The sequence below is a fragment of the Curtobacterium sp. PhB170 genome, from assembly GCF_003752345.1.
Lineage (GTDB): Bacteria > Actinomycetota > Actinomycetes > Actinomycetales > Microbacteriaceae > Curtobacterium.
In genome coordinates this window covers 301,351-312,255 of sequence record NZ_RJUM01000009.1, presented here as the reverse complement: position 1 = coordinate 312,255, position 10,905 = coordinate 301,351, and the positions used below count along the sequence as shown (strand labels likewise).

Genomic DNA, 10,905 nt, shown 5'->3' with positions numbered 1-10,905 from the left:
ATTTGCAACCATAACCGTCCAGACGGTACACTGACGGAGTCCTGACGGGGCGCGTGTCCATCCCGCGTCCCGTCTCGTCTGCCCCACGCACCGCCCGCCGTCGACCAGGTCCGGCTCGAAGTCCCAGGAGTCCGCCGTGTCCGCACTGCTCACCAGTCCCATCGCCACCCGCGTCACCGGCAGCCGCGCCCGACGGTTCCTCGCGCTCGCCGTGCTGATGCTGCCGGTCCTGCTCATCTCGGTGGACAACACCGTGCTGAGCTTCGCGCTGCCGTCGATCAGTCGTGCGCTCAACCCGGACGCCACCACGCAGCTCTGGATCGTCGACGCGTACCCGCTCGTCCTGGCCGGGCTGCTCGTCGTGATGGGCAGCATCGGTGACCGGATCGGCCGCCGTCGGATCCTGGTGATCGGGGCCACCGGCTTCGCGCTGTTCTCCGTCGCCGCGGCCTTCGCGACCGACGCCTGGATGCTCGTCGCCGCACGGATCGCGATGGGGGTGTTCGGCGCGATGCTCATGCCCGCGACGCTCTCGATCATCCGCAACGTCTTCGTCGACGCGGGGGAGCGGCGCATGGCGCTGGCCGTGTGGTCGACCATGTTCGCGGCCGGCAACGCCCTCGGTCCGCTCGTCGGTGGCACGCTGCTCGCGCACTTCCACTGGGGCAGCGTCTTCCTGGTCGCGGTGCCGATCCTCGTGCTCATGCTCGTCGGCGTCCCGTTCTGTGTGCCGGAGTCGCGCGACCCGATGCCGGGGCCGGTCGACGTGCCGAGCATGTTCCTGTCCCTCGGTGCGCTGGCGCCGATCGCCTGGGCGATCAAGTCGTTCGTGCACCCGGAGGAGCGCGGGTTCGCGGTCGCGATGCTCGCCGTCGGCGTCGTGTGCGGTATCGCGTTCGTCCGCCGGCAGCTGCGGTCCCGCACCCCGATGCTCGACCTGCGCCTGTTCCGCAGCACGGCGTTCACCGGCAGCGTGCTCATGAACCTGATGGCGATGTTCTCGCTGACCGGCTTCCTGTTCTTCATCGCGCAGCACCTGCAGCTCGTCGCGGGGCTCGATCCGTTCGCCTCGGGCGTCGTGCTCATCCCCGGATCGGTGCTCACGATCGTCGCAGGCCTCGCGGTGGTGCCGGTCGTCGCACGGGTCGCCCCGCGCTGGGTCGTGTCGGTGTCCCTGCTGTTCTCGGCCGCGGCGTACGCCCTCGTGGCGGTCCTCGGACACCACGCGTCGATCGCGGCACTGGCCTTCGCGTTCGTGCTGCTCGGCATCGGCATCGGGGCGTCCGAGACCGTCACGAACGACCTCATCATCTCGACCGCTCCGGCGGACAAGGCCGGTGCCGCGTCCGCGATGTCCGAGACGGCGTACGAGATCGGTGCGGTGCTCGGCACGGCCGTCCTCGGCACGATCCTGGCGACCACCTACCGGGCGCACGTCGTGGTGCCCGGCGGACTGAGCTCGACGGCGCACACCGCTGCCCAGGAGACGCTCGGCGGTGCGGTGTCCGCCGCGTCGTCCCTCGGTGGCGGCGCCGGCCAGGCGCTCCTCGAGTCGGCGCGGGCGGCGTTCGACTCCGGCGTGACGATCACGGCCGGCGTCGCCGCGGTGCTCATGGTGATCGCTGCCGCAGGCGCCGTCGTCATGCTCAAGCGCCGCTGACGCGCGCCGCTGACGCGCGCCGCTGACGCGCGCCGCTTCGTGAGCGGAAATGGTCGGGTTGCGCCACGCGACCCGACCATTTCTGCTCACGAAATCACCGCCACGGCGCGCCCGGGAGCCGTCGAACCTGTGAATCGTTGACCTCAACCATGGTTCAGGTCATACGTTGGGACATGCCCGCCCAGTGACGGCACACCCCCGCACGAAGGAACGACGACGAACACCATGCCCGACGAAGCCCCGGCGAACATCGCCGAAGCGTACAAGTCCGCGTTCCGCGGGCACCCGGCCGGCGTCGCCGTCATCACCGCCGAGGGACCGGACGGTCCGACCGGACTCACCGCCTCGAGCGTCGCGAGCGTGGCTGTGGACCCGCCGGTCCTCGTCTTCTCGCTGTCCACGAACTCCGGGTCCGCCGGGGTCGTGCTCGGTGCCCCGGTCTTCGTCGTGCACCTGGTCGACTCGCTCAGCGTGGCGCTCGCCCGGCGGTTCGCCTCGACCGGCAGCCCGACCGCCGACGACCCGATCTGGGGCACCCTGCCCTCGGGTGACCGCTACCTGCCCAGTGCCGCGAGCGCGCTGCGGTGCCGCCCGCTCTCCACGACCCCGATCGGCAGCTCGACCGTCGTCGTCGCCGAGGTCCTCGACATCGTCGTCGGCCTCGAGCACGGCGAGCCGCTGGTCTACCACAACCGGGAATTCCACTCCCTCACCGATCGTTCCCGGCTCTCGTGAGCCGCGGAATCCCATCCGCAACCCACTGATCGAAAGGACCTCACATGGCTGAGTACACCCTGCCGGAGCTGCCGTACGACTACGCCGCACTCGAGCCGCACATCAGCGGCAAGATCATGCAGCTGCACCACGACAAGCACCACCAGGCCTACGTGACCGGAGCGAACACCGCGCTGCAGCAGCTCGGTGAAGCGCGCGAGTCGGGCAACTTCGGTGCGATCAACAAGCTCGAGAAGGACCTGGCGTTCCACCTCGGTGGCCACGTCAACCACTCGATCTTCTGGACCAACCTCGGCCCGGACACGAAGGTCCCCGAGGGCGAGCTCGCCGCGGCGATCGACGAGTTCTTCGGCTCGTTCGACACCTTCAAGGCGCAGTTCGCCGCCGTCGCGAACGGCATCCAGGGCTCCGGCTGGGCCGTCCTGGCCTGGGACACCGTCGGCCAGAAGCTGACCACGTTCCAGCTGTTCGACCAGCAGGCCAACGTGCCGTTCGGCCTCGTGCCGATCTTCATGCTCGACATGTGGGAGCACGCCTTCTACCTCGACTACCTCAACGTCAAGGCGGACTACGTGAAGGCCGTCTGGAACATCGTCGACTGGGAGAACGTCGCGGCGCGCTTCGCCAACGCGAAGTCGCAGTCGTTCGTGACGCTCTGATCCACCGACCGCGGGTCGCGTGACGCGACCGACGGACGAACGGGAGGCACGGTGCCAGCTGGCACCGTGCCTCCCGTTCGTGCATCACGCCGCGGTGATTGCCGCGCCGGCGGCGAGCCGGTCGGCGATCGCCCGGAGCGCGGCGTCGGTGTCGGCGCGCTCCCGGTCGACGATCGCGGTCCACTGGGCGCCGCGGGCAGTCGTCACGGCGTCGCGTGCGACGCGGTCGGCGGCCTCGGCGTCGTAGCCGTGTGCGAGGCACCACGCGGCGACCGCTGCCACGTGGCCCCGGTGCAGACCGCGTTGCCGGACCCGGCCGTCCATCGCCTCGACGCACCCGAGCTCGAAGGTGAGCCGGGCGGCGAGGGCTCGGTGCGGGTCGTCGAGGCGACCGAAGCTGGTCACCAAGTAGTCAGCCAGGGCGGAGCGGTCTGCCGCGGGATCGAGCGCAGCGTGGCAGACCGTGTCGGCCAGGTGCACGACGACGGAGTCGATGAGGGCATCGCGGGAGCCGAAGTGGTAGACGATCGGGTACGCACTGGTGCCCAGGATGCGACCGAGGCTGCGGACCGAGACGTCCTCGAGCTTGGTGTCCAGCAGGTGCAGGGTGACCTTCTCGAGGATCGCCGGCTTGAGCGTCGGGTCGGGCTTCCGGGGCATGGCATCTCCGTCGGATCGTCGGCGGCGGGCACACGACCCGCCACATCGTGGCATTGCGTATGTTACCGGTCACGTAGGGTGATTGGCCACCACGACGAGGGTACGAGTGGTCCCGAAAACGGAGCTTTGCTCGGTTCCCCGTAGACTGGGGCAGATGTCCATGCCGCAAGAGGCCTCCGTGCCCGTGTCGCAGCCCGAGGGCACCCGTGCCGGACGGGTGGTCGCCGGTCGCCGTCGCGGCGCCGGAAAACGGTTCCTGGTCGTCGGCGACGTCCTGGACGGCGTGCTCGTGCAGACCACCGCACACACCATCGGGGTGCACGACCCCGCCGCCGTGATACGCCACCGACCGACCGGTGCAGCCGGCAACACCGCCGCCTGGCTCGGCTGGCTCGGTGCCGAGGTGGACCTCGTCGCGCGGGTGGGCGTCGACGACGTCTACCGGCACGAGCGGTCGCTGGAGGACGCCGGTGTCCGTCCGCACCTGCGCTACGACGCGATGACCTCCACCGGGGTCGTGGTGTCGGTGCGCAACGACAGCGGCCGCACGGCGATGTCCGACGCGGCCGCGAGTGGGAAGCTCACGGCTGCCGACGTCCCCGAGGCCGTGGCCCGACGCGCGGACATCGTGCACCTGACCGGGCACGCGATGCTCGGTGGCGGCGCCGACCGCATCGCGTCCCTGGTCGCCCGCGCTCGGACGGGATCTGCCCGGGTGTCGCTCGACCCGTCCTCGGCAGCGATCGTCCGGTCGGTCGGTGCCCCCGCCTTCCTCGAGGCCCTCGTCGGCGTCGACGTCCTCTTCCCCGGCCGGCAGGAGGCCCTCGAACTGACCGGGACGACCGACCTCGACGACGCGGTGCGGCGGCTCACCGAGCACGTGCCGCTCGTGGTGGTCACGGTGGGCGCCGACGGCGTGCTGGTGGGGCGACGCGGACGGAGCGTCCACCGCGTCCCCGCGACGCCGGCCACGGTCGTCGACACGGTCGGCGCCGGTGACGCGTTCGCCGCGGGCTTCGTGCGTGCCTGGGCGACCGATCCCGTGCGCGTCGGAGCGGCTGCACGTGAGGGCACTCGCGTGGCGGCCCGAGCACTCGGGTTCGTGGGTGGTCGCCCACCGGTGTGACGGTCGGTCGCCGGCGCAGCCCGGCCGCGGTGCGGCCCGTCGGCGCCCGCCCTGTCAGCGCTCGGCGGGCTCCGCCACGACGGTGAGGGTCTGGACGCGTCCTGCCGCGGCAGGGGCGAGGCGGATCTCGACGCGCAGGCGCCCGCAGGTGCCGGGCAGCCACCACCGCAGGTGCGACGGCGCCGACGACTGCTCGGCGACGGGAGCCGCGGTCAGGTCAGCGCCCACCTCGGCCACCGCCGCCGCGATCGCCCGACGGCGTCGGTCGTAGGGGACGTCCATCGCCACGTTCGGCGTGCAGACCGCGTCCGCCACGGCGTCCTGCCAGTCGGCCAGGAGGCCCGTCACAGCTACCTGCGCCGCTCGCGTCGCCCGGATGGTCGGCTCGGCGCCGGGGCGGCGCACCGGTCCGGTCGTCGTGTCGGGGTGCCCGTCGGACGCCGCCGGACGCGTTGCGTTCAGGAACAGGTCGTGTGCCTGCTGGGCAGCGGCGGAGACCTTCGCCTGCGTGGCGTTCTCGAACGCGACGACACCGAGACCGGTCTGTGCGGACCAGCGCATGTGTGCGGAGAACCCCGGGTAGCCGCCGGAGTGCGAGACGAGTTCGCCGAAGTGGTCGTCCTGCTCGACGAACAGCCCGAAGCCGTACGCCGTGGCGCGTGACGAGCCGGGGACGACGGACGACGGCACGACCCGCATCGCCTGCTGCATGAGCCGGCGGTCGGCGGGGGAGACCGGGCCGGGTTCCGGGGCGTCGGAGGACGCCGACCCGAGGTGCGTCGCCCACCGTGCGAGGTCGCGGACGGTGGAGAACAGTCCGCCGATCGACGAGAACGCACCCGGGCCGGTCATCGGCAGGGGTTCCCAGCCGCCGTCGTGCGGGCGGAACCCGGTGACGACCGGTCCCTGCGCCTCGGCCGCGCTGAACACCGTGTGGTCGAGACCGAGCGGTCGGAGCACGGTGTCACGTGCCGCCTGGGTGAACGGACGGCCGGTGACGACGGCGACGACCCGCCCGAGCAGGGCGTAGCCCAGGTTCGAGTAGGCGAACCGGGTGCCGGGCACGGAGTCGAACAGCAGACCGCCACGCAGGACGTCGTCGAGCTCGGCGTCGCTGATCGACTCCTGCCGGTCCGCCCAGGGGTCGTCGGTGGGGAAGCCGGCCGACATGGTCAGCAGCATCCGCACGGTCGGCACGGGGGAGTCCGGTGTGGGCAGGGGCACCGCGCCGAACGCCGGGACGAACGCGGTGATCGGCGCGTCGAGGTCCAGTCGACCGTCGGACACCAGCGTCAGCAGTGTCGCCGCGGTGACGCTCTTCGTGCACGACGCGATCCGGTAGACGGTGTCGGCGTCCGGCCGCTGCCCGTCTCCGCGGTCGCCGTGGCCCCCGGAAGCGATGAGACCCGTCCGGTCGAACACACCCCACGCACTGCTCGGCGCGACGCCACGGTCGACACGGTCACGGAAGAGCGCGTCGACCTGCGCGACGGCGGCGTCCCACGGACTCATGACCGACGCATCTCGGCGTACGCGTCGAGGGCGCGCTGCCGGGTCGCCTTGAGGTCGACCATCGGCTCGGGCCGGAGCTCGTCCGACGGCACCCACCGGTGTACGTACTCGCGGTGCGGGTCGAAGCGCTCGAGCTGTCGGTCGGGGTTGAACACCCGGAAGTACGGCGCCGCGTCGAAGCCCGACCCGGCGACCCACTGCCAGTTCGCGGCGTTGTTGGCGGAGTCGGCGTCGACGAGGGTGTCCCAGAACCACTGCTCACCCACCCGCCAGTCGACGAGCAGGTTCTTGACGAGGAAGCTCGCGGTCGCCAATCGGACGCGGTTGTGCATGGCGCCGGAGTGCCACAGCTCGCGCATGCCGGCGTCGACGAGGTCGAACCCGGTCGTCCCGGTGCGCCACCGGTCGACCTCGGCATCGGGGGCGTCCCGCCACGGGAACGCGTCGAACTCGCGACGCACGTTCATCGTCGTGATGTCCTCGCAGTGGAAGTACTCGTTCCAGTTGAACTCGCGCCAGGCCAGCTGCCGCAGGAAGGCGGAGGCGTTCTGGCGCTGCTCGGGCTCGAGCGCTCCGTGCAGCCGGTGCCACACCTGGTACGGGCTGACCTCGCCCCAGCGCAGGTGCGGGGACAGGTCGCTCGTGGCGGCCATGGCGGGTTCGTCGCGCTGGTCGTAGTCCTCGAGCGCATGGGTGACGAAGTGCTCGAGCCGCTGGTGTGCGCCGTGCTCGCCGGGCTCCCAGGCATCGCGGAGTCCGCCGGCCCAGTCGGGGCGGGTCGGCAGCAGGTCCCACTCGCTCAGGTCGTCGCTCGCGACCCGGGCCGGGGCGGGCAGGTCGCGGGGCTTCGGGAGCGGGTGCCGTGGTTCCGGCATCGCCTGGGCAGCGCGCCAGAACGGGGTGAACACCCTGTACGGCTCGCCCTGTCCGGTGCGGACGGTCCACGGTTCCCAGAGCAGGCTCGCCGCGAAGCTGTGCGCCTCGATGCCGCGGTCGTGCAGGGCGCTCTTGATGCCGGCGTCGACCTCGCGCTCGGCCGGACCGTACCGACGGTTCCAGAACACGGCGTCGGCACCGGTGTCGGCGACGAGGGTGTCGATCACCGCGGCGGCCGCACCCCGTCGCAGCACCAGCCGCGAGTCACGGTCACGCAGTTCGCCGTCCAGCGCGGTGAGCGAGTGGTGGAGCCACCAGCGGCTCGCCGCGCCCGCGGGACGGATGCCGGGGGATTCGTCGTCGAGGACGTAGACCACCGTGACGTCGCCGCCGTGGTCGATCGCGGCACGCAGTGCGGGGTTGTCGGCCAGCCGCAGGTCGTCGCGGAGCCAGACCAGCGCGCCGGTCACACCGCTGCCGGGTCCGACTCGGAGACCGACCGCGCGACGGCCCGTCGGCCCGGGGCGGTGCCGACCGCGAGGCGCAGCTTCGTGCAGAGCTCGGTGAGGGTGCGGAGTTCGGCGTCGGACAGTCCGGCGCCGACCTGCTGCGCGATGCTCGCCGCGTGCTGCACGGCCACCTGGCGGTAGACGTCGAACCCGTGCGGGGTGAGTGCCACGATGACGCCGCGGGCATCGGACGGATCCGGCTGCTTCTCGACGATCCCGCGGGCGAGCAGACGATCGACCAGACGGCTCACGCTCGGCTGGGTGAGGAGCAGGTGGCCGGTGAGGTCACGCATGCGGCAGCGTCGACCGGGCTGCGTCGACAGGTTGAAGCAGACGTCGTACTCGTTGAAGGAGATCTCGCCGCCGGGGAAGTCCGCGTTGAGGCTCCGCATCACGGTGACCTGGGCGCGGAACAGTGATTCCCAGGCGGCGACGGCGGTCGCCTTCTCGCTGCGGCGTGACTCGCTCACGATGGCGCTCCCCTCTGGTCGGACGGTCCGTCCACACTACCGACGGCCCCCGACAGGCGCGGGTTCGACATGCACGCGCTCGGACATGCACGAGGGCCGGCCGCTCTTCCGAGCGACCGGCCCTCTCCCTTGCACCAAGAGTTTCCTGCAATCACATTCCGCAGGCGGTGCCACAGCAAACACCGTCTGCACGACCGACTGTATAACGAAGCGGTAACGGCGCGCTAGCCTCCCCGTGCGTCGTTCGCTGCGAGTTCACCAAGAGCGACCGATCAGGATCAGAAGAGGTCGGGCGAGGGCGTCGAGGCGTAGCGCACGGCCACGTCGGCGTGCCGGTCGAACCGGTAGCCCACGCCGCGGACGGTGCGGACGATCTCCTCGAACGCGCCGAGCTTGGAGCGGAGCCGGCGCACGTGCACGTCGATGGTGCGTTCGTTCGGGGTCTCGTCCTCGCCGTCCGACCACAGGCCGTCGATGATGGCCGAGCGGTCCACCGTCTGGCCCTCGCGCAGCACCAGGAACTGCAGGAGTTCGAACTCCTTGTAGGTCAGGGGCGCTGCGTCGCCGTCGAGCGTGACGCGCTTGCGGGAGATGTCGATGACGACCCCCGTCTCCTCCGGCTCGGGCTTCTCGGCCTGCTTGCGGGCGGCGACCGCGGACCGGTCCTGCAGGGCCAGGCGGACGACGTCGACGTCACGGCCACCGGACTGCTCCGCGGCGACGGCGACGGCCGCGTAGGTCTCCGAGTTCGGCACCAGCTGCGCGGTCAGTGCCTTCAGCTGCTCGACGACGGCTGCGAGGGTCGTGCCGGCCGCTGCCGCCTTCGCCTCGTCGATCCCGACGTAGAGCGCGAAGCCACGGGCCTCGGTGCCCTCGGGCAGGGAGCGGTTGCGCTGCGGTGCGACGACCGGGCTGGTCGGCACGCTCGTCTGCCCCGTCGTGGCCGGCGTCGCGGGACGCGGACGGATCGGGGTGACCGTCCCGAGGTCGGTCGGTGCCGGAGCGGCGGTGCGGAGCGCGGTGCGGGGCTGGGCGATGGTGAGCGACATGGTGGTTCTCCGGGCGATGTGGCCGGTGCGCGTGTGGCGCTGGCGGCGGTGTCGAATGCGTCGACCCGGGTACGGCTGGATGCCGATGTGCCCTGCGGTCCTGCTGCGGACCGGGGCGGACCCGGGGGAACGGGAGACAGACCTCGTGACGTGGTGCGCGTCGCCGACGGTGTCCGTCACCCGGGGATCACGCGCTCGCGACCGGGGTGGTGTCGCGGGGGATCCGGCTGGAACGGGTGCCGATCAGGCACACATTCGACAACGCATGACGGCGACCGGCATCATCATGCCGGCAGTCCCCTGGACCTCGGAGAGGACGCGGGTGGACACGGTTGCAGTCATGGGACGAGTATCGGCGGTATACCAAGGTGGTGTCAACCGTCCGAGCAGACGGTGCGTTCCGCGCACCGGTGGCGGTGGACCGGGCTGACGGATGACGGGAGGCCCGTGGCGGTGTCGCCACGGGCCTCCCGTCGATCGTCGGTGACGTCGACTGCCTACTCGGCCAGACCGTAGAGGCGGTCGCCGGCGTCGCCGAGACCGGGCACGATGTACCCGTTCTCGTCGAGCTTCTCGTCGAGGGCACCGAGGACGATCGAGACGTTGCGGTCGCCGACGGCCTCTTCGACCATGGCGAGTCCCTCCGGCGCACCGAGGATGCACACGCAGGTGATCTCCTCGGCGCCGCGGGCGAACAGGAAGTCGATGGCAGCGGCGAGGGTCCCGCCGGTGGCCAGCATCGGGTCGAGCACGAAGCACTGACGGCCGGACAGGTCGTCGGGCAGGCGCTCAGCGTAGGTCTGCGGCTCGAGCGTCTCCTCGTTGCGGGCCATGCCGAGGAACCCGACCTCGGCCGTCGGCACGAGCTTGACCATCCCCTCGAGCATGCCGAGGCCGGCACGCAGGATCGGGACGACGAGCGGACGCGGCTTGGCGATCGAGACGCCCATGGTGTGCGCCACGGGAGTGTCGATGGGCGTCGCGGTGACCCGGACGTTCCGCGTGGCCTCGTACGCGAGGAGCGTGACGAGCTCTTCGGTCAGGGCGCGGAACGTGGGGGAGGGTGTGGTCCGGTCGCGGAGCACCGAGAGCTTGTGGGTGATGAGCGGGTGGTCGGCGACGTGGACTCGCATAGGGTCGAGCCTACCGTGCTGCCGACCACCTGGAGGTCCCGTGGAAGCGCCCGCTGCCCGTCCGTTCGTCCCGGCGATGCAGCGCGCGCTCGACGAGGCCCGGGCCTGCCTGGCGACCGGCGACGTGCCCGTGGGGGCGGTGGTGCTCGACCGCGACGGCGTGGTCGTCGCCGTCGGCCGGAACGAGCGCGAGGCGCTGCAGGACCCGACCGCCCACGCCGAGGTGCTCGCGCTCCGCGCGGCCGCTGCGGTCACGGGGGACTGGCACCTCGACGAGCACACGCTCGTCGTGACGCTCGAGCCGTGCCCGATGTGCGCCGGGGCGATCCTGGCCGCACGTGTGCCGCGGGTCGTGTTCGGCGCCTGGGACCCGAAGGCAGGCGCGACCGGCAGCGTCTACGACATCGCCAGGGACCGCCGGCTGCCGCACCGCTCCGAGGTCGTCGGCGGCGTGCTCGAACGCGAGTGCGCCGCGCTGCTCGACGCGTTCTTCGCCGGGCGGCGCTGAGCCGGGCG

The 10,905-nt window shown here is 71.6% G+C and carries 11 protein-coding genes; 5 read left to right on the top strand and 6 right to left on the bottom strand.

Annotated features, from left to right (window positions below; translation table 11 throughout):
- Positions 1-136 precede the first annotated feature (136 nt).
- From EDF40_RS05620 to EDF40_RS05610, 3 genes are all read left to right on the top strand, one after another.
- Positions 137-1,660, top strand: coding sequence for an MFS transporter (locus EDF40_RS05620; protein WP_123292076.1), 1,524 nt, complete (start codon positions 137-139; stop codon positions 1,658-1,660).
- Positions 1,661-1,885: 225 nt separating this feature from the next.
- Entirely contained in the window at positions 1,886-2,395 is a 510-nt protein-coding gene (locus EDF40_RS05615; RefSeq protein WP_111084301.1) for a flavin reductase family protein, read from the top strand.
- Between the two features lie 44 nt (positions 2,396-2,439).
- Positions 2,440-3,054, top strand: a complete 615-nt coding sequence (locus EDF40_RS05610) for a superoxide dismutase (RefSeq protein WP_123338827.1) — start codon at positions 2,440-2,442, stop codon at positions 3,052-3,054.
- Positions 3,055-3,138: 84 nt separating this feature from the next.
- Here EDF40_RS05610 and EDF40_RS05605 read toward each other — a convergent pair whose 3' ends face one another.
- On the bottom strand, positions 3,139-3,714 hold the full coding sequence (locus EDF40_RS05605) for a hypothetical protein (RefSeq protein ID WP_123338828.1): 576 nt from the start codon (positions 3,712-3,714) through the stop codon (positions 3,139-3,141).
- A gap of 154 nt (positions 3,715-3,868) precedes the next feature.
- Between EDF40_RS05605 and EDF40_RS05600 the strand changes: the two genes are divergently transcribed.
- A complete protein-coding gene (locus EDF40_RS05600; RefSeq protein ID WP_123338829.1) occupies positions 3,869-4,840 on the top strand; it encodes a carbohydrate kinase family protein in 972 nt (323 codons plus the stop codon).
- Between the two features lie 54 nt (positions 4,841-4,894).
- On the opposite strand, the gene EDF40_RS05595 is transcribed toward EDF40_RS05600, so the two are convergent.
- From EDF40_RS05595 to upp, 5 genes are all read right to left on the bottom strand, one after another.
- Complete coding sequence (locus EDF40_RS05595; protein ID WP_123338830.1) at positions 4,895-6,352, bottom strand: serine hydrolase; 1,458 nt, start codon at positions 6,350-6,352, stop codon at positions 4,895-4,897.
- Positions 6,349-7,698 carry a deoxyribodipyrimidine photo-lyase gene (locus EDF40_RS05590; RefSeq protein ID WP_123338831.1) on the bottom strand — a complete coding sequence of 450 codons (1,350 nt, stop codon included), beginning with the start codon at positions 7,696-7,698 and terminating at the stop codon, positions 6,349-6,351. Before EDF40_RS05590 ends, EDF40_RS05595 begins: the two co-directional genes overlap by 4 nt.
- Positions 7,695-8,207, bottom strand: coding sequence for a MarR family winged helix-turn-helix transcriptional regulator (locus EDF40_RS05585; protein WP_123338832.1), 513 nt, complete (start codon positions 8,205-8,207; stop codon positions 7,695-7,697). The genes EDF40_RS05590 and EDF40_RS05585 overlap by 4 nt, the downstream gene beginning before the upstream one ends.
- 278 nt (positions 8,208-8,485) lie before the next feature.
- A complete protein-coding gene (locus EDF40_RS05580; protein ID WP_123292081.1) occupies positions 8,486-9,256 on the bottom strand; it encodes a winged helix-turn-helix domain-containing protein in 771 nt (256 codons plus the stop codon).
- A gap of 497 nt (positions 9,257-9,753) precedes the next feature.
- Positions 9,754-10,389, bottom strand: a complete 636-nt coding sequence (gene upp / locus EDF40_RS05575; RefSeq protein WP_111084293.1) for a uracil phosphoribosyltransferase — start codon at positions 10,387-10,389, stop codon at positions 9,754-9,756.
- Between the two features lie 76 nt (positions 10,390-10,465).
- On the opposite strand from upp, the gene EDF40_RS05570 reads away from it, so the two are divergent.
- Positions 10,466-10,897, top strand: a complete 432-nt coding sequence (locus EDF40_RS05570; RefSeq protein WP_123339051.1) for a nucleoside deaminase — start codon at positions 10,466-10,468, stop codon at positions 10,895-10,897.
- Positions 10,898-10,905: the final 8 nt, after the last annotated feature.

Coding starts and splice junctions, on each gene's coding strand:
- EDF40_RS05595 (WP_123338830.1), bottom strand. CDS start 6,352: ATGAGTCCGTGGGACGCCGCCGTCGCGCAGGTCGACGCGCTCTTCCGT.
- EDF40_RS05580 (WP_123292081.1), bottom strand. CDS start 9,256: ATGTCGCTCACCATCGCCCAGCCCCGCACCGCGCTCCGCACCGCCGCT.
- EDF40_RS05615 (WP_111084301.1), top strand. CDS start 1,886: ATGCCCGACGAAGCCCCGGCGAACATCGCCGAAGCGTACAAGTCCGCG.
- EDF40_RS05605 (WP_123338828.1), bottom strand. CDS start 3,714: ATGCCCCGGAAGCCCGACCCGACGCTCAAGCCGGCGATCCTCGAGAAG.
- EDF40_RS05610 (WP_123338827.1), top strand. CDS start 2,440: ATGGCTGAGTACACCCTGCCGGAGCTGCCGTACGACTACGCCGCACTC.
- EDF40_RS05600 (WP_123338829.1), top strand. CDS start 3,869: ATGTCCATGCCGCAAGAGGCCTCCGTGCCCGTGTCGCAGCCCGAGGGC.
- upp (WP_111084293.1), bottom strand. CDS start 10,389: ATGCGAGTCCACGTCGCCGACCACCCGCTCATCACCCACAAGCTCTCG.
- EDF40_RS05570 (WP_123339051.1), top strand. CDS start 10,466: ATGCAGCGCGCGCTCGACGAGGCCCGGGCCTGCCTGGCGACCGGCGAC.